Source organism: Nocardia exalbida NBRC 100660 (assembly GCF_000308575.1).
Lineage (GTDB): Bacteria > Actinomycetota > Actinomycetes > Mycobacteriales > Mycobacteriaceae > Nocardia > Nocardia exalbida.
The window spans coordinates 23,772-44,283 of the sequence record NZ_BAFZ01000093.1 but is presented as its reverse complement, the minus strand read 5'-3'; the positions used below and the strand labels follow the sequence as shown (position 1 = coordinate 44,283).

18 protein-coding genes and 1 pseudogene are annotated in these 20,512 nt (G+C 70.6%); 15 read left to right on the top strand and 4 right to left on the bottom strand.

What is annotated here, in order from left to right; all coding sequences use genetic code 11:
• The first annotated feature begins 247 nt into the window (after nucleotides 1-247).
• The 4 genes from ON29_RS22725 to ON29_RS22710 all read left to right on the top strand — a co-directional run bounded on the left by ON29_RS22725 (nucleotide 248) and on the right by ON29_RS22710 (nucleotide 3,988).
• Nucleotides 248-2,692, top strand: a complete 2,445-nt coding sequence (locus ON29_RS22725; RefSeq protein WP_040869289.1) for an AAA family ATPase — start codon at nucleotides 248-250, stop codon at nucleotides 2,690-2,692.
• A gap of 7 nt (nucleotides 2,693-2,699) precedes the next feature.
• On the top strand, nucleotides 2,700-3,188 hold the full coding sequence (locus ON29_RS22720) for a hypothetical protein (RefSeq protein ID WP_040869287.1): 489 nt from the start codon (nucleotides 2,700-2,702) through the stop codon (nucleotides 3,186-3,188).
• A gap of 116 nt (nucleotides 3,189-3,304) precedes the next feature.
• Nucleotides 3,305-3,694: a YchJ family protein gene (locus ON29_RS22715; RefSeq protein ID WP_040869285.1), complete on the top strand. Its 390-nt coding sequence runs from the start codon at nucleotides 3,305-3,307 to the stop codon at nucleotides 3,692-3,694.
• 18 nt (nucleotides 3,695-3,712) lie between these two features.
• Nucleotides 3,713-3,988, top strand: a complete 276-nt coding sequence (locus tag ON29_RS22710; RefSeq protein ID WP_040869283.1) for an Rdx family protein — start codon at nucleotides 3,713-3,715, stop codon at nucleotides 3,986-3,988.
• A gap of 16 nt (nucleotides 3,989-4,004) precedes the next feature.
• Here the strand turns inward: ON29_RS22710 and ON29_RS34985 are convergent, their stop codons facing one another.
• The gene (locus tag ON29_RS34985) at nucleotides 4,005-4,232 is read right to left on the bottom strand and encodes an FmdB family zinc ribbon protein (protein WP_040869281.1); all 228 of its coding nucleotides are present in this window, start codon (nucleotides 4,230-4,232) and stop codon (nucleotides 4,005-4,007) included.
• Between the two features lie 118 nt (nucleotides 4,233-4,350).
• Between ON29_RS34985 and ON29_RS22700 the strand changes: the two genes are divergently transcribed.
• The 9 genes and pseudogenes from ON29_RS22700 to ON29_RS22665 all read left to right on the top strand — a co-directional run bounded on the left by ON29_RS22700 (nucleotide 4,351) and on the right by ON29_RS22665 (nucleotide 14,877).
• The gene (locus ON29_RS22700; protein WP_040869375.1) at nucleotides 4,351-5,487 is read left to right on the top strand and encodes an ROK family transcriptional regulator; all 1,137 of its coding nucleotides are present in this window, start codon (nucleotides 4,351-4,353) and stop codon (nucleotides 5,485-5,487) included.
• 168 nt (nucleotides 5,488-5,655) lie between these two features.
• Complete coding sequence (locus ON29_RS37245) at nucleotides 5,656-5,991, top strand: hypothetical protein (protein ID WP_245549071.1); 336 nt, start codon at nucleotides 5,656-5,658, stop codon at nucleotides 5,989-5,991.
• Entirely contained in the window at nucleotides 5,964-6,365 is a 402-nt protein-coding gene (locus ON29_RS37240; protein WP_040869279.1) for a type 2 periplasmic-binding domain-containing protein, read from the top strand. Before ON29_RS37245 ends, ON29_RS37240 begins: the two co-directional genes overlap by 28 nt.
• 34 nt (nucleotides 6,366-6,399) lie before the next feature.
• Nucleotides 6,400-7,248, top strand: a complete 849-nt coding sequence (locus ON29_RS22685) for an ABC transporter permease (RefSeq protein ID WP_085994934.1) — start codon at nucleotides 6,400-6,402, stop codon at nucleotides 7,246-7,248.
• Nucleotides 7,224-7,946 (top strand): ABC transporter ATP-binding protein, encoded by a 723-nt coding sequence (locus ON29_RS22680; RefSeq protein WP_040869277.1) that lies wholly within the window; start codon nucleotides 7,224-7,226, stop codon nucleotides 7,944-7,946. Before ON29_RS22685 ends, ON29_RS22680 begins: the two co-directional genes overlap by 25 nt.
• Nucleotides 7,947-7,958: 12 nt before the next feature.
• Nucleotides 7,959-9,305: an LLM class flavin-dependent oxidoreductase gene (locus ON29_RS22675; protein ID WP_040869276.1), complete on the top strand. Its 1,347-nt coding sequence runs from the start codon at nucleotides 7,959-7,961 to the stop codon at nucleotides 9,303-9,305.
• Nucleotides 9,302-10,483: pseudogene (locus tag ON29_RS37235) on the top strand (ABC transporter ATP-binding protein); the annotation flags it as partial. The gene ON29_RS22675 and the pseudogene ON29_RS37235, both read left to right, overlap by 4 nt.
• A gap of 91 nt (nucleotides 10,484-10,574) precedes the next feature.
• Nucleotides 10,575-13,190 carry an ATP-binding cassette domain-containing protein gene (locus ON29_RS34975; RefSeq protein WP_245549070.1) on the top strand — a complete coding sequence of 872 codons (2,616 nt, stop codon included), beginning with the start codon at nucleotides 10,575-10,577 and terminating at the stop codon, nucleotides 13,188-13,190.
• A gap of 91 nt (nucleotides 13,191-13,281) precedes the next feature.
• Nucleotides 13,282-14,877 (top strand): carboxylesterase/lipase family protein, encoded by a 1,596-nt coding sequence (locus tag ON29_RS22665; RefSeq protein WP_083864005.1) that lies wholly within the window; start codon nucleotides 13,282-13,284, stop codon nucleotides 14,875-14,877.
• A gap of 199 nt (nucleotides 14,878-15,076) precedes the next feature.
• On the opposite strand, the gene manB is transcribed toward ON29_RS22665, so the two are convergent.
• The 3 genes from manB to rfbD form a co-directional block, all read right to left on the bottom strand.
• Nucleotides 15,077-16,156 (bottom strand): mannose-1-phosphate guanylyltransferase, encoded by a 1,080-nt coding sequence (gene manB, locus ON29_RS22660; protein ID WP_040869274.1) that lies wholly within the window; start codon nucleotides 16,154-16,156, stop codon nucleotides 15,077-15,079.
• A 44-nt stretch (nucleotides 16,157-16,200) separates the two neighbouring features.
• Nucleotides 16,201-17,097, bottom strand: coding sequence for a glycosyltransferase family 2 protein (locus ON29_RS22655; protein ID WP_040869272.1), 897 nt, complete (start codon nucleotides 17,095-17,097; stop codon nucleotides 16,201-16,203).
• An 80-nt stretch (nucleotides 17,098-17,177) separates the two neighbouring features.
• Complete coding sequence (gene rfbD, locus ON29_RS22650; RefSeq protein WP_040869270.1) at nucleotides 17,178-18,047, bottom strand: dTDP-4-dehydrorhamnose reductase; 870 nt, start codon at nucleotides 18,045-18,047, stop codon at nucleotides 17,178-17,180.
• A gap of 242 nt (nucleotides 18,048-18,289) precedes the next feature.
• Here rfbD and ON29_RS22645 point away from each other — a divergent pair, with 242 nt between their 5' ends.
• Both ON29_RS22645 and ON29_RS22640 read left to right on the top strand, forming a co-directional pair.
• On the top strand, nucleotides 18,290-19,714 hold the full coding sequence (locus tag ON29_RS22645) for an LCP family protein (RefSeq protein WP_040869370.1): 1,425 nt from the start codon (nucleotides 18,290-18,292) through the stop codon (nucleotides 19,712-19,714).
• A gap of 3 nt (nucleotides 19,715-19,717) precedes the next feature.
• The gene (locus ON29_RS22640) at nucleotides 19,718-20,440 is read left to right on the top strand and encodes a TIGR03089 family protein (RefSeq protein ID WP_040869268.1); all 723 of its coding nucleotides are present in this window, start codon (nucleotides 19,718-19,720) and stop codon (nucleotides 20,438-20,440) included.
• The last annotated feature ends 72 nt before the right edge of the window (nucleotides 20,441-20,512 follow it).

Here is a 20,512-nt window from a genome sequence, read left to right as displayed (position 1 = left end):
GTTCGGCTCGACCGAGCCACCCGGAACGGGTGTTGACACCATCGAGCTGCCCGCCGGGGTTGGCGAGGGGTGGACATCGAGACACGGCGCAGGCGTTTCGATGACCATATCCATCCCCGCGGGCAGATTCGCCTGGGTGCGGTGGGCGATCCCGATGCCATCGGGTAGCGTTTCGCACAGCTTCGACAGGCGCCGCGCACGGGGTCGGAGGACGTGTGGCGGCTCGATGGTGGAGGGGATTTTTCGCATGCGCCTGGATCCCGACGCTGTCCAGGCCGCCGGTTCCGCGGACGCGCCGCCCCGGCTCTCGGAGGTGGTCACCCGCCGCCTCGCCGAGGATCCGGCGGTCACGCCCTCGGTCACGCGGACCGTGCTGCGCGCCCTCGGCGCCGCCGAATCGGACGACGCGGCAACGGCGTTCGATCACTCCGGGATCTTCCTGAGCGCCATCCGGGTGTGCGGATTCCGCGGCATAGGTCCCGAGACGACGCTACAGCTGCCGCCGGGTCCGGGTCTCACCCTCGTGGTCGGCCGCAACGGCAGCGGCAAATCCAGTTTCGCCGAAGCCGCCGAATTGGCGCTGACCGGCGGGAACCGCCGGTGGGACGGGCGATCGGCGGCCTGGCGGGAAGGCTGGCGCAACCTGCACGACGGCACGGCCGCCCGGATCGAGCTGGAGATGCTGACCGCCGGTGACGCGCCCCGGCTCACCATCACCAAGGAATGGGCGGCCGACGCCGACCTGCCGGACGCACACTGGACCCAGCGGTATCCGCCCGCGGCGCCCACGGATTTCGACATGGACCGGTGGACGGCCCAGCTCGAGCTCTACCGCCCCTTCCTGTCCTACAGCGAACTCGGCGCGCTGGTGGACGGCAAACCGAGTGATCTGTTCGACGCGCTGCACCAGCTGCTGGGCCTGGACGAACTCACCCTGGCGCAGGAACGGATCCGGATGCGCCGCCTGGAACTGGAACGCGCCGTGCGGGATTCGCGTCAGGAACGACTGGAACTGCTGGAACTGCTCGCGTCGGTGGCCGACGACCGCGCGATCCGGGTGGCCGGGTTGCTGCGGCCCGCCCAGCCCGATCTCGCCGCGGTGGGCCGCGAAGTGCTCGGCGTGGTGGACGATCCGGCGGGCCCCGACGGCTTACGTGCGATCGTGCGGCTCGCGCTGCCCGACGACGCCGAAGTCGACGCGGTGGCCACCCGGCTGGAAGCGTGTGGCGCGGCCCTCGCCGAGGGCACGACCGCAGACGCCGAATCCGATCTGCGCCTGCTCGAACTGCTGCGCAAAGCACGCGAGCATCAGGCGGCGAGCGGAGCTTGTCCGTGCCCGGTGTGCGGCCGCGGCGCATTGGACGAGACCTGGGGACACGAGACCGATGCCGCCATCGAGCGACTCGCCGCCCGGGTGGACGCGCTCACCACCGCCCGCATCGAACTCGGCGACGCCGTGCGCGCCGCGCGGGCGCTTCCCGACCTGGTGCCCGCCGAATTGGAATTCGACCCGCGCAACCCTCCGTCGGTCGACACCACGGCGGTGCGCGAGGCCTGGGCGGAGTGGGCCGCGCTGACCGCCACCGAATACACCCCGGACCTGCCCGCCAGGCTGCGCAGCGCGCACGCGCGGCTGGTCGACGAGCTCGACCTGCTGCAGAAGGGCACCCGCAAGGAACTCGACCGCCTGGACGAGGTGTGGACGCCGCTGGTGCCGCGGATCGTGGCCTGGCTGGAGGGCGCGCGCGAGGTGGCCGCGCACGCGGCGGAACTGCGCACGGTGAAGAAGGCCGAGGACTGGCTGAAGTCGGCCACCGCGGGCCTGCGCGGCGAGCGCATGACGCCGCTGGAGACGACGGCCCGATGGGTGTGGCGCACGCTGCGGCAGCAGAGCAACGTGGAACTGGGCGCGATCCGGTTGCAGGGCAACGCGGGCACCGCGCGCCGCGTGCTGCTCGACGTCACCGTGGACGAGGTGGACGGCGCAGCTCTCGGCGTGATGAGCCAGGGCGAGTTGCACGCGCTCGGTCTCTCGCTGTTCCTGCCGCGAGCCACGGTGGAGCACAGCCCGTTCCGCTTCGTCATGATCGACGACCCGGTGCAGGCGATGGACCCGGCCAAGGTGGACGGCTTGGCCCAGGTGCTCGCCACGGTGGCCTGGACCCGTCAGGTGGTGGTGTTCACCCATGACGAGCGCCTCGCCGAGGCGGTGCGGCGGATGCAGCTGGACGCGACCGTGCTCGAGGTGCAGCGGCGCGACCGCTCGGTGGTCGAGGTGCGGGTGTCCAGCGATCCGATCCGCCGCTATCTGGACGACGCCCGCGCCTTGGTGCGCACCCCGCAGCTGCCCGCGGCGATCGCCGACGAACTGGTGGCCACGTGCTGCCGTTCCGCGGTGGAGGCGGCCAGCCTGGCGAGGGCGCGGCGCACGCTGCTCGCCGCGGGCATGAATCACCGCGAGGTGGAGCGCCACATCGACGCCGCGCAGTCCACCAGGGCGAAGGTGGCGCTGGCGGTCTTCGGGGTCGGCAGCAAGGTCGACGATCTGAACAAGAACCTCATCGCGGCGGAAGGACGGTGGGTGGTGGACGCACTGCGCGACGCCACGGCGGGCGCGCACGTGCCGATCGGGCGCGACATGCGCGAGTTGATCGGCGAGACCGAGAGATTCGTGGCGTGGCTGGCCCGATGAGGAGCCGATGAGCGGGCGGCGTCGGCCGGTCGGCGCACGTCGCGGCTCCGCGGGCGGTGGCAGCGCGTCCCGGCCCGGGCAGCGTGGGCGCAACGACGGAGCGCACCGGCCGCGCGGGAATCGGCCGTCGGTCGCCGAGCGGCTGGAGACGGTCGATCTGCTGCTCGCCGGATCGGTGACCGACGCGGGCGGGCTGTGGTCTCGGGCGACGGCCTGGATTCTGCGGATCGCCTTGGAGCAAGCCGTGGACGAATTGTGGCTGCGGCTGGCGCCACCGCTGGTCCGCTGTCCGATGCGGGCGCAGCTGATCGCGCTGCGCGCCTTCGCGGGCCCGGACGAGGCGGCGCGCGTGGCCGTGCTCTGGGCGGCGCTGTCGCGCGCCGCGCACCACCACGATTACGAACTCGCGCCGAGTGTCACCGATCTACGGCGCTGGCGGGAGCAGACCGTCGCCTTGGCGGCGGATCTGGCGGCGGTGCAGGCGCGCCGGGATTGACCCGGCGATCATGTCTGTCGGCAAGATGGGCCGGAACCGGCACGATGGAGCGGATCAGGACAAGCGGTGGCGAACGTGACCATGGACGACGCTGCTCGGACCGGAAAGGACGTGGCGTGAGCGGAGCACGGCGCTGCCCCTGTGGGCGTGGCGAGGCCTTCGACGACTGTTGTGGTCCGGTGCTTCGCGGCGAGCGTCCGGCTCCCACCGCCGAAGCGTTGATGCGCTCACGCTACTCCGCGTTCGCGGTGGGAGATGCGGCCTACCTGCTGCGTTCCTGGCATCCGCGGACGCGACCGGCCGATCTGACCCTCGACCCCGCCCAGCGCTGGCTGTTCCTCGAAGTCACTCGGACCGACCGCGGTGGCCTGTTCGACGACACCGGAACGGTGGAGTTCGTCGCGCACTACCGGGACGCGGGCGGTCGCGGCGCGCTGCACGAGACCAGCCGATTCGCCCGATCCGATGGCGCCTGGGTGTACCTGGACGGCACGCACGCCGACTGACCGGTAGCGTCGGCGGGCATGGCACGCGTCGCGATCGAGTACTGCACCCAATGCCGCTGGCTGCTGCGGGCGAGCTGGATGGCGCAGGAATTGCTCAGCACGTTCGCCACCGACCTGGACGAAGTCGCGCTCCGGCCGGGTTCGGGCGGGATCTTCCGGATTACCGTCGACGGCGAGCAGATCTGGGAGCGCAAGACCGACGGCGGCTTTCCCGACATCGCGGTGCTGAAGCAGCGGGTGCGCGACCGGGTGGCACCCGAGCGCGACCTCGGTCACGCCGACCGGCGCGACTGAAACCGCGCCGGGAAAGTCAGCCGCAGCAGCCGCCACCGCAGCAGCCGCCACCCGTAGGCGGCGCCGCCGGACTCGGCGCGGGCGCGCTCCCGCCGCCCCGGGAGACGGTGGCGAAGGTGGTCAGCAGTTTGACCGTGTCGTCGTGGCCGATCGGGCAGGTCGCGGGCGCCGACGCCTCGGCCATCGGGCGGGAAACCTCGAACGTGTCGCCGCAGCTGCGGCACCGGTAGCTGTAACTCGGCATCCGCTCAGTTTAAGCGCCGCGCCGCGCCGCATTCGGATCGGACTGCGCCGAATTCTTCGCAGCCGCCCACCGCGTCCGTACCGTGGCTGGGCAGCGCGGCGATGAAGAGGTGACGGCGATGGCGGACGGCAGCGCGGGAGCGGTACTTCGGGCATTGCTCGAGCTGGGTCCGGCTCCGCGCAGCTCGATCGCCAGACACGCGGGAATCTCACCCGCCACGGTGACCTGGCAGACCCGCGCGCTGCTGGAGGCCGGCCTGATCGTCGAGCTGCCCGAGACCGCGGGGGCCTCCGGAATCGGACGGCCACACAGCCCGCTGGCGCTCGACACCGCCGGCAACGTGGCGATAGCGGTGCACATCGCGGCCACCCACACCACCATCGCCGTGGTGGACATCGGCGGCACGCTCCGGTCCACGACAAAGGTGCCACACCCCACCCACGCCCCTTACGACATCCTGGCCACGGCTGCCGCCGAGGTGTGCCGGGTCCGCGACGAGGCGGCGGGTCTGCGGATCGTCGGACTCGGCGTCGCGGTCGGCGGACGGGTCGACCGGACGGCGGGGTCGGTCGTGGACCACTCGTTCCTGCGCTGGCGCGATGTGCCCGTGCGCGAATATCTCACCGCCGGTACCGGATTGCCGACCCAGCTCGACAGTCACACCCGCGCGCTGATGCACGCCGAGCAGCTGTTCGGCCGTATGGGCGCGACGGCGAGCTCGGTGGTGCTGTTCGTCGGAAACGTGATCGATGTGGCTATCGCGGTACACGGGCAGGTGCACTACGGCCCGAGGTCGGGTGCTGGTTCCATCGAGACGCTGCTCGGCCTCGGTACACGGAAGAGCTCCGGGCCGCAGCAGGTCTCGTCGCTCAACGACTACTACTCCGATCACGCGCTGCTGGAGCGCTGCGGCGTCGCGTCGACCATGCCGGGCCTCGTCACCGCCGCGGCCGAGAAGGCGCCCGTGCGCGCCCTGTTCCTGGAACGCGCTCGCGAGCTCGGCCGGATCGTCGCGGCACTGATCGATCTGCTCGACCCCGAATCCGTGGTGATAGTGGACCGTGGCCGCCGCGTCGCCGGTGTGCACGAGGCGTATCTCGCCGCGGTAGCGCGACATTCGCTGCTGTGCGCCGACCCGGCCGAACTAGTGGTCGGCTCGTCGTTCCAGGGACAGGTCCTGGAGATGTCCGCGGGTGCCGTGGTGCTGCACGGGCTCTTCCACACCCCGCTGCGCGCGCTGGACGCGGCCGTTTGACTCCGACTTATTTTAATTGGAACGAATATTGACGCCCGGCGTGGGTATTCGGCAGAGTTCTTTTATGGAAGAAAAGCATCGCATCATCGCCGGAATCGGGTCGCAGCAGCGGTGTTGTCCGGGAACGAAATGTCCTCGAAAGCACCGGATCAGACCCAGGAAATCATCGTGCGCAATTCTCTCCGGCGATTAGCACTCGTCACCTCCGCCGCCGCCCTGCTCGCCGTTTCGTGTGCCACCGATGAGGGTGGCGACACCGACCTGAAATCCGCTCTGCCGACGAGCGTTCCGGCGGGCACCTCGCTGTCGGTGTCGGTCCGCACCGCCCGCGTCGCGCTGGAAGCCTCCGGCGAACTCGGTAAGCTGCCCTTCACCGTCTCGGCGTGGCCCGCCGTCTCCGCCGGGCCCGATGTCATCCAAGCCTTCCGCGGCGGCTCGGTGGACGTCGCGACCAACGCGGGCAGGGCGCTACGGCGGTGGCCACACCCGCGGTGGATGCGCTGACCGTGTTGTGGGCGCCGACCGCCGTGCTGCGCGACTCCGCGAAACTCGCGGCCGTCCGGCAATTCGTAGAATTCTGGGCGCGTGGCGAAGTGTGGGCCTGGGAGCATCCGGAGGAATGGATCACCTCCTATTACGTGAAGGATCAGGAGGTCTCCGCCGCAGACGGCCGCCGAATTCTGGATACGACACCGAAACCCTATTTCCCGGAAAATTGGGGGAAAGCGATCGCGTGGGAGCAGGAAACCGTCGACCTGCTCACCGGCTCCGGATATTTCGGCAAGCCGTTCGACGCGAACGAGCTTTTCGATCGCCGCTTCGAACGCGTGGCCGCCGATGCGGTGACCGCCACCTACCGCACCCAGGACATCCGGTGAATCGCCGAAGCGCCCGCCCAACCCAGGAGTCGCCATGACCATCGCACTGACTCGCACCGTCGCGGTGCCGCCGTCGCGGACCGACGGCTTCGTCGAACGCAGACAGCTGCGCAGGCTCGGCCTCCGCAAGTCCGTGCCGTTCGCCCGGATGCTGGGCGTGCTGGTGGTTCTCGGCCTCTGGGCCGCCGGTGCGCATTTCGGCTGGCTGGACGAACGCAAACTGTCGGCGCCGTGGACCGTGCTGGAGACGGCCTGGGATCTGCTGGTGAACGGCTCGCTGGCGGAGAACGTGGCGGCCTCGCTGCGACGTGCGGGCATCGGCCTCGGCATCGGTGTGCTGGTCGGGACGACGCTCGCCCTGGTCGCGGGCCTGTCCCGGCTCGGCGAGTCGCTGGTGGACGGCCCGATCCAGGTGAAGCGGGCGATTCCCAGCCTCGGACTGATTCCCCTGATGATCCTCTGGCTCGGCATCGGCGAATCGTTCAAGATCGTGCTGATCACCCTCGGTGTGGTGATCACCATGTACATCCAGACGCATGCCTCGCTCACCACCATCGACCAGCGGCTGGTGGAACTGTCCGAGGTACAGGGTGTTTCGCGCGCCACCTTCGTCAGGAAGGTCGTCGTGCCGGGCTCGCTGCCGGGATTCTTTCTCGGCCTGCGGCTCTCGGTGACCGGCGCGTGGCTGGCGCTGATCGTGGTCGAGTCCGTCAATGCCATCGACGGGCTGGGCAAGATGATGCAGAACGCCCAGAACTACGGCCAGGCCGACGTGATCCTGGTCGGCCTCGCGGTCTACGGCACGTTCGGACTGCTGTCCGACGCCGGCATCCGGCTGATCGAGCGGAAGGTGCTGTCGTGGCGACGGACTATCGCGGGATAGGCGTGCAGATCCGCGGGCTCACTCGTGGTTTCGGTGCGCGCACGGTGCTGGACGGTCTCACGCTGACCATCCCGGCGGGGCAGTTCGTCGCGCTGCTCGGCCGCAGCGGGTCGGGCAAGAGCACGCTGCTGCGTGCGCTGGCCGGGCTCGACCACGACGTGGCCGGGTCGGGAACCTTGCAGGTTCCTGCCAAGACCTCGGTGGTGTTCCAGGATTCCCGCTTGCTGCCCTGGCAGCGGGTGCTGGCGAACGTGCTCTACGGCCAGCCGCGTTCCCGCAAGGCCGCGGCCGTGCGGGTGCTCACCGAGGTCGGTCTCGCCGGGCGCGAACGGGCGTGGCCCAACCAGCTTTCCGGCGGTGAGCAGCAACGGGTTTCGCTGGCCCGCTCGCTGGTCGGTGAACCGGACCTGTTGCTCGCCGACGAACCCTTCGGCGCACTGGATGCGCTGACCAGGATCAAGATGCACGAGCTGCTGCGGGAGCTGATCCGGCGCCGCCGCCCGACCGTGCTACTGGTCACCCACGATGTGGACGAGGCGATCGCGCTCGCCGACCGGGTGCTCGTGCTCGACGAGGGGCGCATCACGGTCGACCTGCCGGTGGACCTGCCCCCCGAGCGTGATCCGAGCCTGCCCGAATTCCAGCGCGTGCGCCGCGCATTGCTCTCTTCGCTGGGCGTCGCCCCGGCCGCTGTCTGAAAGGACCCGACCATGTCCGGTAAACAATTGCATCTCAACGCCTTCCTGATGTCGGTGGGACACCACGAGGCGGCCTGGCGGCTGCCGGAGAGCGATCCGTACGCGCACACCGATATCAACTACTACGTCGAGCTGGCCCGCACCGCCGAGCGCGGCAAGCTGGACTCGATCTTCTTCGCCGACAGCCCGGTGCTGATGGGTGACCCGGGCCGCAGGCCGAGCGTCAAGCTGGAGCCGACCGTGATCCTCACCGCCGTGGCTGTGCAGACCAGCCGGATCGGCTTGATCGCCACCGCGTCCACCAGCTACAACGACCCTTACAACCTGGCGCGCCGGTTCTCCTCGGTGGACTGGGTGAGCAACGGCCGGGTCGGCTGGAACATCGTCACCACCGCGGGCGCCGATGCCGCGCGCAATTTCGGCCTGGACGACACCCCGGACCACCGGCTGCGCTACGAGAAGGCCGCCGAGTTCGTGGAGGTGGCCACCAAGCTGTGGGACAGCTGGGACGACGACGCCATCGTCGCGGACAAGACCCTCGGTATCCACACCGACGCGAGCAAGGTTCGCAAGATCGGCCATCACGGCGAGTTCTTCAAAGTCGACGGGCCGCTGAACGTACCGCGCTCGCCGCAGGGATACCCGGTGCTGGTGCAAGCGGGCTCGTCGGAGGACGGCAAGAACTTCGCTGCCCAGTACGCGGAGGCGGTGTTCACCGCGCAGCAGACGCTCGAGGACGGCAAGGCGTTCTACACCGATCTCAAGCAGCGTGCCGTCGCGGCGGGCCGCGATCCGGAGACGATCAAGATCCTGCCCGGCATCGTGCCCGTCATCGGCGACACCGAGGAGCAGGCGCGCGAGCTGGACGCCGAGCTGGAGCGACTGATCTCGCCGGAGTACGCGCGCCGCCAGCTGGCCGCGCACTTCAAACTGCCTATCGAACAGCTCGACCTGGACAGCGAGCTGCCCGAGGACCTGCCCACCGAGGACGAGATCCAGGGCGCCAAGAGCCGGTTCACGCTTATCGTGAACCTCGCGCGGCGGGAGCGGCTCACCCTGCGCCAGCTGATCGGACGGCTGGGCGGCGGGCGCGGACACCGCACGTTCGCGGGCACGGCCGAACAGGTGGCCGACACCATCGAGCACTGGTTCCGGGAAGGCGCCGCCGACGGGTTCAACATCATGCCCGCTGTGCTGCCCTCCGGACTGGAGCGCTTCGTCGACCAGGTGGTGCCGATCCTGCAGCAGCGCGGGCTGTTCCGCACCGAGTACACCGAGACCACATTGCGTGGCCACTACGGCCTGGACCGGCCGGCCAACCAGTACGAAAGCGCGAACACGCTCGCGGTCGCCCGATGAACTCGCCCACACCGGGTCTTTCCCAGCCGGGATGGATCCGGTACCTGGCGCGCCGCTGTCTCGAGCACCGCCGCCTGGTGGTGACCGCGGGCGCCGGTGCGCTCGCGGCCGCACTGCTGACGGCGGTGCTGCCTCTCATCGTGCGCCACGTGATGGACACGCTCACCACGACCGCGGCGTCGGTGGCGCCGTGGGCGGCGCTGCTGCTCGTGGCCGGTGCGGCGCGGTTCGGGTCGTCCTTCACCCGGCGGGTGGCCTCCTCGCAGCTGTCGCTGGGTGTGCAACACGATCTGCGCCGGGATCTGTTCGCCGCGCTGCTGCGGCTGGACGGACGCGAGCAAGCCGAGCTGCGGACCGGGCAGGTGGTCAGCCGGGCGATCACCGACGTCACGCTGATCCAGATGTTCCTGCAGCTCATCCCCATGGTGGCGGGCAACGTCGTGCTGCTGGCCGGTGCGCTGGCCCTGATGACGCTGATGTCGCCCGCCCTGACGCTGATCGCGCTGCTGGTGGTCCCCGCCTTGTGGATCATCACCAGGCGCAGCCAGCGGAAACTCTTCCCGGCCAACTGGGACGCGCAGGCTCGAGCCGCCGAGGTGGCAATGCGGGTGGAGGCGGCCGTCGCCGGGGTGCGGGTGGTGAAGGGGTTCGGCCAGGAGCGGCACGAATTGGACGGGCTGGCCGCCGAGGCGCGGGAGTTGTACCGGTCCCGGCTGCGCCTCGCGCGGATCACCAGCCGGTTCACCCCGGCGATGCAGGCCGTGCCGGCGGCGGGGCAGGCACTGATCCTGATCGCCGGTGGATTGCTCGCGCTGTCGCAGTCCATCACGCTGGGTACCTTCCTGGCGTTCATGACCTATCTCGGCTCGTTCGTCGGCCCGATCCGTCAGTTCGCCATGCTGTTGACGGTCAGCCAGCAAGGCAAGGCGTCGCTGGACCGGGTGCGCGAGGTGATCGAGGCACCCGCGCCGGTCGAACGACCCCAGGCCGGCGCGGTGCGCGGTAGTGCCTCGCCGCGCGTCGAGTTCCGCGGCGTCGGGTTCGGTTTCGACCGCACACGGGTGCTCGACGGACTGGAACTCACCGTCGAGGCGGGTGAGACCATGGCGATCACCGGCGGCGCGGGCAGCGGCAAATCGACGCTGGTGCAGCTGCTGCCGCGCCTGGCCGACCCGGACGCCGGGGCGATCCTGTTCGACGGCGTCGACATCCGCTACCTGGCCGACGCCCGCGACCAGCTGGCGATGGGTGTTCGAGGACACCCACCTGATGGCCGACAGCATCCGGGCCAACGTGGCCTACGGACGCCCCGCCGCCACCGACGAACAGGTCTGGCACGCATTGCATCTCGCGGCGGCCGACGAGTTCGTCGCCGGGCTGCCCGAGGGGCTCGACACCAGGATCGGCGAGCGTGGGCAGCGCCTGTCCGGCGGGCAGCGGCAGCGCATCGCACTGGCCCGCGCACTGCTCACCGACGCGCCCATCCTGGTCCTCGACGACGCCACATCGGCCATCGACGCGCAGGTCGAGGAACAGATCTACGCGAGGATCGCGGCCGAGATGCGCAGCCGCACCACCATCGTCGTCGCACATCGTCTGTCCACCCTGGCGCTCGCCGACCGGGTGGCGGTGCTCGACGGCGGCCGCGTCGCGGAATTGGGCACGCTGCGTGATCTGCAACGTTCCGGTGAGCTTTTCCGCGCACTGTTCACTCCGCCGGAGGTCATGGGAATCGGCGTGGACGCGGGCCTCGCCCAGCCCTCGGCGCCGACCTCGCCGCTGTGGGTGGAGCCCGCCGAGGACTACGACGACGGCGCACGGACCCTGGAGCAGGTGGCGAAGGCGTTCTCCCGGAGTGCCGCCGGTGCGCCGACCGGAGTCGGCCGGGCGGCGGGTCCGGGGATGCTCGCCGCCGCGCCGCCCAGCGGTGACGTGCAGGACCTGATCGACCGCCTTCCGCCGCCCACCGGCGAACCCGAAGTTCCGGAATCCTTCGCCTACACACCCGATCCGCAGTTCTCGTTGCTCCGGTTGCTGCGCCCGTTCGCGATGCCGCTGCTGGCCGGGCTCGGTCTGGTCGGTCTGGATGCGCTGGCGCAGGTCCTGATTCCCTTTCTGGTGCGCTACGGCATCGACCACGGCGTCCTGGCGGGTGCCCGCGACGTGCTGCTGATCGCCGCGGCGCTGGCACTGGTCGTGGTCGGGGTGGACTGGGGGGTCAGCGTCGCGCAGGTGCGGGTCACCGGGCGTGCGGGCGAACGGCTGCTGTACGGCCTTCGGGTCAAGACCTTCGCGCAGTTGCAGCGGCTCGGGTTGCAGTACTACGAGCGCGAACTCGGCGGCCGGATCATGACCAGGATGACCACCGACGTCGACGGGCTCTCGGCGTTCCTGCAGACCGGCCTGGCCACGGCGCTCACCAGCACGGTGACCATCGCGGGCGTGGTGATCGCGCTGCTGGTCATCGATGCCCGGCTGGCGTTGGTGGCGCTGGCATTGCTCCCGGTGCTGGTGATCTCGACGGCGGCGTTCCGGCGCGCGTCGGTGCCCGCCTACAACCTGGCGCGCGAACGGGTCAGCATCGTCAACGCCTACCTGCAGGAGAATGTCGACAACATCAAGGTGACCCAGGCCTATCGGCGCGAGGAGCGCAACCGGGCCGAGTTCGAGCGCCGGTCCTCGGACTATCGCGACGCGCGGCTGCGCAGCCAGGTGCTGATGGCCGTGTTCTTCCCGTTCATCGAGTTCATGTCGGTGGTCGCCACCGCGGCGGTGCTCGCGGTGGGCGTGCACCAAGTGCGCGAGGACGTGCTCACCGCGGGCACCCTCATCGCGTTCTTGCTCTACGTGGACCTGCTGTTCGCCCCGATCCAGCAGCTGTCCCAGGTCTTCGACAGCTACCAGCAGGCCGTGGTCGGCGTCGATCGGCTCGGTGAGCTGCTGCGGACGCCCGTCGCCACCCCGGACGCCGCCGACGCGCGTCCGGTGATCCGCCTGGACGGTGCGATCGAGTTGCGCGGCGTCGGGTTCACCTACGAAACCCGCGGCACTCCGGTGCTTTCCGGCGTCGACCTGCGCATCGAGCCGGGGCAGAAGGTTGCTCTGGTCGGTGAGACCGGCGCGGGGAAGTCGACGCTGGTGAAGTTGCTGGCCAGGTTCTACGACCCGACCGAGGGCACGGTGCTGGTGGACGGCGTCGACGTGCGCGGCTACCGCTTGCGCGACTACCGCAAGCGGCTGGGCGTCGTCCCGCAGGAGCCGTTCCTGTTCGGTGAGACCGTGCGCGCGGCCATCGCCTACGGCAGGCCGGAGGCCACGCCCGCCGACATCGAGTGGGCGGCGCGGGCGGTCGGCGCGCACGAGATGATCGCCGCGCTGGAGCACGGGTACTACCAGCCGATCGGCGACCACGGGCGCAGCCTGTCGGCGGGCCAGCGCCAGCTGCTCGCCTTGGCGCGGGCACAGCTCGTCGAACCGGACATCCTCATTCTGGACGAGGCCACCGCCTCGCTGGATCTGGCGACCGAGGCCAGGGTGCGGGCCGCGGTGGACGTGCTCACCGCCGGGCGCACGACCATCGTGGTCGCCCACCGACTCGCCACCGCGGCGGACGCGGACCTCATCGCGGTGGTGGGCGAGGGGCGGTTGTTGCAGACCGGCACGCACGCGCAGCTGCTCACCGAGGACGGACCCTATCGCCGACTGTGGGCGGCCTATGTCGGCGACGACCGGCGCCGGTCGGAGACCGGGAACCGGAGGCCGCGAACTGATCGTGGAGAGCCGTTCACCGGCAGAACGGAGCATTCCGCCGGCTATCGAGGTGGCGGACGGCGCAGTGACCGATCAGACATCGCGGCTCCGGACAGGTGCCTGAACAGCGGATGAATCGCAGGCGTCGCGGCCATGTCTCGGCAACACAACGTGGACTACCTGATCTTCGACGTACTCTCGAAAAAGAAGTATGAGGAGGTCGGCGATGCGTGCTCAATTCTCCGAGGCGGTGCCCGGTCCCGACGGTTCCGCCGAGCCCATCGCGCGAACGGTGCACGGCGACGTACGCGGCGTGCGCGAGGGTGCGGTGTCCGTCTGGCGCAGCATCCCGTATGCCGCGGCCCCCGCCGGCCCGGCCCGGTTCGCGCGCCCCCGGCCTCCGCAGCCGTGGGACGGAGTGCGCGACTGCACCGCGTTCGGGCAGATCGCGCCCCAGACGATGGGCACCATGGTCCCCATCGATTCGGGCCTGACCATGGGCGAGGACTGCCTGTGGCTCAACGTCTGGTCACCGCGCTCCGAGACCGGCGATCCCGTCCGGGTCGCGGAAACCGAACCGCGCCCGGTCATGGTCTGGCTGCACGGCGGAGCGTACTGCCTCGGCACCGCAGCGCAGCAGATCTACGACGGGCGCAAGCTGGCCGCGTCCGGCGACGTCGTGGTGGTGAGCGTCAACTACCGGCTCGGCGCGCTCGGCTTCCTCGACCTGTCCTCGCTCGGCGACGACTTCGCGCCGAACCTCGGCCTGCACGACCAGATCGCCGCACTGGAGTGGGTGCGCGAGAACATCGCCGCGTTCGGCGGCGATCCCGGCAATGTCACGCTCTTCGGCGAGTCCTCCGGCGCGGGTTGCGTCACCGCGCTGCTCACCGCACCGCGCGCGGCCGGCCTGTTCCACCGGGCGATCGCGCAGAGCCCGCCCGCGACCACGGTGTTCGGGCCCGAGCGCGCCGCGACGGTGGCGCAGCGCTTCCTGGAGCTGATCGAACTGCCCGCGAGCAGGGCCGGGGAACTGCTCGAATGCCCGATCGACCGGATCGTGGCGGCGGCGGGCGTCCTGCTCGACGAGATACCGCTGAAGGAGCCGGGCAGGCTGGCGGCCGCCCCCGTGGTCGACGGCGATCTGCTGCCGACCTACCCGATCGACCGATTCCAGCGCGGACGATCGCACCGGGTGCCGTTGATCATCGGCACCAACAAGGACGAGGCGTCGCTGTTCCGGCTGCTGCGCTCGCCGATCATGCCGGTGACGCCGGACGCGGTGAACGCGATGCTGCGTGACGTCGCCGCGGGCCACCCGGAGATGTCCGCGGAGCGGATCGCCGAGATCACCTCGGCCTACCCGGACCTGAACAAGGCGCGCGGCGCGCTCGCGATGTCCACCGACGCGGCGTTCCGGATGCCCGCGCACTGGGTGGCCGACGGTCACGCCGAGCACTCGCCCACCTGGATGTACCGCTTCGACTATGCCACCCCGATGTTGCGGGCGGCCCGGGTCGGCGCGGGTCACGCCACCGAATTGCCGTATGTCTTCGGCAATTTCGGCACGATCAACCGCGACCCCACCTTCTGGCTGGGCGGCCGCAAAGCGGCCACGGAGGTCTCCGGGCGCATGATGCGCCGCTGGCTGGCCTTCGCCACCCACGGCGTCCCCGCGGCGCTCGACGGCTCCAAACACTGGCCGCCCTACCGCCTCGCGGACCGCGCCACCCTGCTCATCGACAGCGTCGATCGGGTGGTCGAGGATCCCGACCGCGACCTGCACACCGCCTGGGGGCAACAGGCCGTCGGCTTCGCCTGACCGGCTGCTTCTCGCACCCTCGCGTGCGTAGATGTCAGGACGGCGTGTGCGGCCTGGGCGAGCGAAGTCCGCTGCGGGTCGTTCCTGGCGGCCCCTGCCCGAGCCGCGCGTCCGGTCGACCGCCGCCTCCCCGGCACCGCACGTCCGCGGCCCGAACTCGCCCGATGGTCACCCCTGGGCGCGGCGAGCGGAACGCGCCTCAGACGTCGGTGGAGAAGCGGATGCCGCCGTCGGGAATCACCACACCGGGCCACACGCGGGCTCCGCGCAGCAGTTCGCAGCGGGCGCCGATGTGCGCGCCGTCCCCGATGACGCCGTCGCGGACGAGCGCCCGCGGGCCGATGCGCGCCCCGAACCCGATGATGGTGCGCTCGACCGTGGCGCCCGCCTCGATCACCGCGCCGTCGAAGACCACCGCGCCGTCCAGGCGCGCGCCCGCGCCGATCTCCGCGCCGCGGCCGACGACCGTCCCGCCGATGAGCACCGCTCCCGGCGCGACGCCCGCGCCGGGATGGACCAGCGATTCGCCACGCTGACCGGGCAGCGCGGGGGAAGGCGCGATGCCGCGGACCAGGTCGGCGGAGCCGCGCACGAAGTCCTCGGGAGTACCCATGTCGCGCCAGTAGGAAGCGTCGACGTACCCCTGGAGGCGGGCGCCCTCGGTCAGCAGCGCGGGGAACACCTCGCGCTCCACCGACACCGGGCGCCCGGCCGGGATCTTCTCGATGTACTCGCGGCGGAAGACGTAGCATCCGGCGTTGATCTGATCGGTCGGCGGATCCTGGGTCTTCTCCAGGAACGCGGTGACCCGGCCGTCCTCGTCGGTGGGCACGCAGCCGAACGCGCGCGGGTCGCTGACCCGGACCAGGTGCAGCGTCACGTCGGCGCGGGTCGACTCGTGGGTGTCGAGCACCGCGCCGAGATCGGTGCCGCCCAGCACGTCGCCGTTGAACACCATCACGTTGTCCGCGCGCAGCTTGGGCAGCACGTTGCGGATCGCGCCGCCGGTGCCGAGCGGCTCGGTCTCGGTGACGTACTCGATCTCCAAGCCGAGCTCGGAGCCGTCGCCGAAGTGCTCCTCGAACACCTCGGCCTTGAACGACGTGCCGAGCACCACATGGGTGATCCCGGCCTCCGCGATGCGGGCGAGCAGATGGGTCAGGAACGGCAGCCCGGCCGTCGGCAGCATCGGCTTGGGCGCCGAAAGGGTCAGCGGGCGCAGCCGCGTTCCCTGCCCGCCGACCAGGATCACCGCGTCGGTGCCTGTATTTCCTGCCATCAAGCTCCCCTGTTCACAAGGTCGTTTCTCGCCTGCGCCGCCGGTTACCCGGCGTCGCGCGCCTGCTGGCGCAGGGCAGATCGAACCGCAATCCGCGAGCGGATCGCAAGTCCGGCCCGCAACGCCAGCCGCAGCGGAGCCTGCCACCAGTGCGGATGCCGGTCGGCCTGGAACCGGTAGGCGCTGGCGTGATGGGCGGGCAGCATGACCTCGGGATGGCGGCCCGCCGCGTGGCCCTTGGCGTGGGTCACCTCGGCGTCCGGCACGAACACGTTGTGCCAGCCCGCCTTGCCCATCCGGTCGCCGAAGTCGACGTCCTCCATGTACATGAAGTAGCGCGAGTCGAAGCCGTCGATCGAGTCGAACGCCGCGCGCCGTACCAGCAGGCACGAGCCCGACAGCCAGCCGACGGCCCGCTCGGAGATCTCCTCGTTCTCCTGCCGGTACCGGCGGGTCCAGGGGTTGGACTTCCACACCGTGCCCAGGATCGCGTGCCCGGCTCCGTCGAGCAGGCCGGGCACCCGGCGGGCCGACGGGTACACGCTGCCGTCCGGCTCGAGCACCAGCGGCCCGAGCGCGCCCGCGCGCGGCCAGCGCTTGGCGGCGGCGAGCAGCTTGTCGATGGAATCGGTGCCCCAGCGGATGTCCGGGTTGGCGATCACGATGAACTCGATGTCCGGATCGATCTCCGCGACCGCCCGGTTGATCGCGCCGCCGTAGCCGATGTTGCCGCCGGTACGCAGGAGCCGCACGTGCGAATTCGCCTCGGCTGCCAGCTCCGGCACACCGTCCACCGACCCGTTGTCGGCGAGGATCACCTGCGGTTTCTCCGCGGTGGCCCCGGCAAGGGTGCTGATGAAGTGCTCGAGGTGCTCACCCGGCGAGTAGGTCACCGTGACGACGGCCAGGCCCGCGGGCGCCGCGGAATCGGAATCACTCACGACAGGCAACTCTAGTGGGCGCAGCCGGACTCCGTTCGCCGATGGCCCGCCCGAGGCCGCGGCGAAGGCGAAGGTATGCGCTAGCCGGACCGTCGTGCCAGCGCGTCCCCCAGCGCGGTCCGCCAATCCCGCAGCGGGCGCAGCCCGGCATCGTTCCAGGCCCGCGGCGACAACACCGAATACGCCGGGCGCCGTGCGGGTCTGGGAAAAGCGGACGAGTCGCACGGCCGGACGCGCCCCGGATCGGCGCCGACACCCGCGAATACCGCACGGGCGAGCTCGAATCGACTGGCCCGCCCCGCATTGGTGGCGTGCACCACCCGGGGGGCGTCCGGCCGGCCCGCCAGTTCCAGCAGCGCGGCGGCCAGATCGGCGGCGTAGGTGGGCGAGCCGACCTCGTCCTCGACCACGTCGACGGTGTCGCGTTCCCGCTCCAGCCGCAGCATGGTGGCGACGAAATCGCCACCGCGCCCGGTGTATACCCACGCGGTGCGCACCACGTGCGCGTCCGGGCAGCGGCCGAGCACCGCTTGTTCACCCGCGAGCTTGGATGCTCCGTACACCGACGTCGGCCCCGTCACATCCGCGGTGTCGTACGGCCGATCCTGGGTACCTGGAAAGACGTAATCGGTGGACAGATGGATCAGCCGGGCACCGAGGTCGGCGCAGACCTCGGCGAGCACGGCCGGTCCGGTGGCGTTGCCCGCGTACGCCGCTTCGGCTTCGGTTTCGGCCCGGTCCACGGCGGTGTAGGCGGCGCAGTTCAGCACCACGTCGCCGGGCGCGAGTACCGCGCGCACGGCGACGGGGTCGGTGATGTCGAGTTCGGCGCGCCCGTAGCCGCTGGCGGCCGGAGCCAGACGCAGCAGTTCCCGGCCCACCTGTCCGTGCGCCCCCGTGACGACGAGGCGGACGGAGACGGTGGACTCGGGCGCGGTGGGGTCGGTCACGGGCGCAAGTCTGGCACGCCGCCGATTGCGCGGTTACGGCCGTTCGCGATAACCGTTCGATAGCCTTGAGCTATCGGGGATCCCGAAATCGGGCGGGGCGAGTGGTAACCATGGTGGCGGATCGGTTGCGCACGCGTCGCCATGACACCGAGTTTCGGCGAGAGGATTGGGACTTGTCGCAGCGGAGGGGCACATCGGCGTTGTCGCGGACGCGGGGATCCCGCGGCCCGGCCTTCGGGCCGCTGCGCTCGATCGCGGTGGCCGCCGCCGTGATCGTGCTGGCGCTCACCGGTTTCGCCTGGCGCAGCGTGGACGCGCTGGTCGCCGACATCGAGCGGCTGGGCGATCTCGGCCTCGGCGGTAATCGCGACGGCGCGGTGGACATCTTGCTGGTCGGTGTGGACAGCCGCACCGACGCACACGGCAACCCCCTGTCGGACGCCGAGCGCGCGATGCTGCACGCGGGCGACGAGGTCGGCACCAACACCGACACCATCGTCCTGCTGCGCGTGCCGAACGACGGGCGCTCGGCGACCGCCATCTCGATCCCGCGCGACTCCTACGTCAACATTCCGGGCCTGGGTATGGGCAAGATCAACTCGGCCTACGGCGCGACCAAGGCGATGCAGATCCAGAAGCTCACCGATCAGGGGGTCTCGGCCGCCGACGCCGATCGGCAGTCCACGCAGGCGGGCAGGCAGGCGCTGATCAAGACGGTGGCCGGGCTCACGGGCATCACCGTCGACCACTACGCCGAGGTCAGCCTGCTCGGCTTCGCGCTGCTCACCGACGCCGTCGGCGGGGTCGAGGTGTGCCTGAAGAACCCGGTGGACGAATGGATGTCCGGCGCCAGATTCCCCGCGGGACGCCAGCGCCTGGACGGGCCGCGAGCGCTGAGTTTCGTGCGCCAGCGCCACGATCTGCCGCGCGGCGACATCGACCGCATCGTGCGCCAGCAGGTGTTCATGGCCCAGCTGGTGCAGCAGGTGCTCAGCGCGAAGACGCTGGCAAATCCGCTCAAGCTCCAGCAACTCAGCGACGCGGTGGGGCGCACCATCGTGCTGGACGAGGACTGGGACGTGCTGGCGTTCCTGCAGCGGTTGAAGGATCTGTCCGGCGGCCGGGTGAAATTCGAGACCATTCCGGTCGCCGACCTCAACGGGGAGACCGGCAACGGCGAATCCGTGGTCAAGGTCGAGCCGAAGGCGGTCCGGTCCTATATCGCCTCGCTGGTGGGCGACGCTCCGGCCCCGCGGAACGCCGAGCCGGGCTTCGACCCCGCGACGGTGACCGTCAGCGTCTACAACGCGGGCGGCGTCGGCGGACTCGCGGCCGAGGTGGCCCAGGCACTGAACACCAAGGGATTCCGTCAAGGCGTGGTGACCAACTACAGCGGCAACCGCGTGACCAGCAGCCGGGTGCTCGCGGCGGACACTTCCAGTCCGAAGGCTCAGGCGGTGGCCAAGGCGCTCGGCGGCCTGGCGGTGCTCGCGGATCCGGCGCTGTCCCCGGATTCGGTGAGCGTCGTGCTGGCGAGCGACTATTCTGGTCCGGGCTCATCGGCGAGCCGGGTGTTCGATCTGTCCGGAACGTCGACCGCGGCCACGCCAGTCCCACCCGCTCCACCGATCGACGCAGGCCAGAACGGACCGAAATGCGTGAACTGAACCATGCGTGATATCGACCAGGCACACACTCTCACCGAAGCGGTGCTCGATCCGATCCTCGCCCGCGAACCCGCGGGCCCGCGGGTCACCTACTACGACGACGCCACCGGAGCGCGCATCGAGCTGTCCGGCGCGACGCTGGCGAACTGGGCGGCCAAGACCGCCAACCTGATTCGCGACGAGTTCGGCCTGAGCCCGGGGGCCAGGGTCGCCGTCCTGCTCCCGGCGCACTGGCAGACCGCGGCGGTGCTGCTGGGCTGCTGGTGGGCGGGTACCGAGGTGGTGCTGCGCCCCGACGAGGACGCCGATCTGGCCCTGGTCACCCCGGATCGCCTGGACGACGCCGACGGCGCGGGCGAGGCCGCGGCGCTGTCGCTGGACGCCATGGGCTCCCCGGTGCGCGACCTGCCGATCGGAGTCACCGACTTCGCCACCTCGGTACGCGTGCACGGTGACCAGTTCCTGCCCCGCGGCGCCGGTGTCGCGCTGGACGGCATGCCGGTCTCCGAGGTGCTCGCCGAAGCGCGGAAATCGGCAATGCGCCAGGGCTTCGCCGAGGGGGACCGGGTGCTGTCCAGCACGCCGTGGGACACACCGGCCGAACTGATCGACGGATACCTCGCGGTGCTCGCCGCGGGCGCCTCGCTGGTGCAGGTGGTCAACCCCGATCCGGCGTTGCGCGACCGGCGCATCACCTCGGAGCGGGTCACCGCGCAGCGCGGCTGAGCGGCTCCTACCACGGTATAAGGGCCGAATCCGACCTGAGGACGTTCCACAACCCGGTGGCGTTCCGTACGG

Excerpts from the sequence above, each read along its gene's own strand:
- ON29_RS22710 (WP_040869283.1), top strand. The coding sequence starts at position 3,713 with ATGGCACGCGTCGCGATCGAGTACTGCACCCAATGCCGCTGGCTGCTG.
- ON29_RS22665 (WP_083864005.1), top strand. The coding sequence starts at position 13,282 with ATGCGTGCTCAATTCTCCGAGGCGGTGCCCGGTCCCGACGGTTCCGCC.
- ON29_RS22700 (WP_040869375.1), top strand. The coding sequence starts at position 4,351 with ATGGCGGACGGCAGCGCGGGAGCGGTACTTCGGGCATTGCTCGAGCTG.
- ON29_RS22720 (WP_040869287.1), top strand. The coding sequence starts at position 2,700 with ATGAGCGGGCGGCGTCGGCCGGTCGGCGCACGTCGCGGCTCCGCGGGC.
- ON29_RS34975 (WP_245549070.1), top strand. The coding sequence starts at position 10,575 with ATGGCCGACAGCATCCGGGCCAACGTGGCCTACGGACGCCCCGCCGCC.
- ON29_RS34985 (WP_040869281.1), bottom strand. The coding sequence starts at position 4,232 with ATGCCGAGTTACAGCTACCGGTGCCGCAGCTGCGGCGACACGTTCGAG.
- ON29_RS22685 (WP_085994934.1), top strand. The coding sequence starts at position 6,400 with ATGACCATCGCACTGACTCGCACCGTCGCGGTGCCGCCGTCGCGGACC.
- ON29_RS22640 (WP_040869268.1), top strand. The coding sequence starts at position 19,718 with ATGCGTGATATCGACCAGGCACACACTCTCACCGAAGCGGTGCTCGAT.
- ON29_RS22725 (WP_040869289.1), top strand. The coding sequence starts at position 248 with ATGCGCCTGGATCCCGACGCTGTCCAGGCCGCCGGTTCCGCGGACGCG.
- manB (WP_040869274.1), bottom strand. The coding sequence starts at position 16,156 with ATGGCAGGAAATACAGGCACCGACGCGGTGATCCTGGTCGGCGGGCAG.
- ON29_RS22675 (WP_040869276.1), top strand. The coding sequence starts at position 7,959 with ATGTCCGGTAAACAATTGCATCTCAACGCCTTCCTGATGTCGGTGGGA.